The organism is Rhizobium ecuadorense, from assembly GCF_001187535.1.
GTDB classification, from domain to species: Bacteria; Pseudomonadota; Alphaproteobacteria; order Rhizobiales; family Rhizobiaceae; genus Rhizobium; species Rhizobium ecuadorense.
Genome location: NZ_LFIO01000224.1, coordinates 1 through 251, shown reverse-complemented (window position 1 = coordinate 251; position 251 = coordinate 1). Strand labels below are relative to the sequence as shown.

Annotated in this window: 1 pseudogene; it reads right to left on the bottom strand. The window is 64.1% G+C overall.

From position 1 onward, the window contains the following. A pseudogene (locus tag AF337_RS05640) lies at positions 1 to 251 on the bottom strand (GNAT family N-acetyltransferase); the annotation flags it as partial.

The window sequence follows — 251 nt, the reverse complement described above, 5'->3', positions numbered from 1 at the left end:
GACCCCCTGCCCGCGCATATCGGCACGCGTCTGCACCGCCTCGATGATCATCGCCGAGGAGCCACGGCCAGTGAGCGACGTGGTCACCATCGTCTGAAACGTGCCGACCACCTCGCCGCCGCGCTCTGCGACGTAAAGTGTCTGGTCGGGCGAAGCCTCGATGACAGCGAAGGCCCTGAGATAATCCGGGAAGGCTTCAGCTTCCGTGGTATCGCCATGACCGCCAAGCGCATCGGCGGCAAACATTGCCA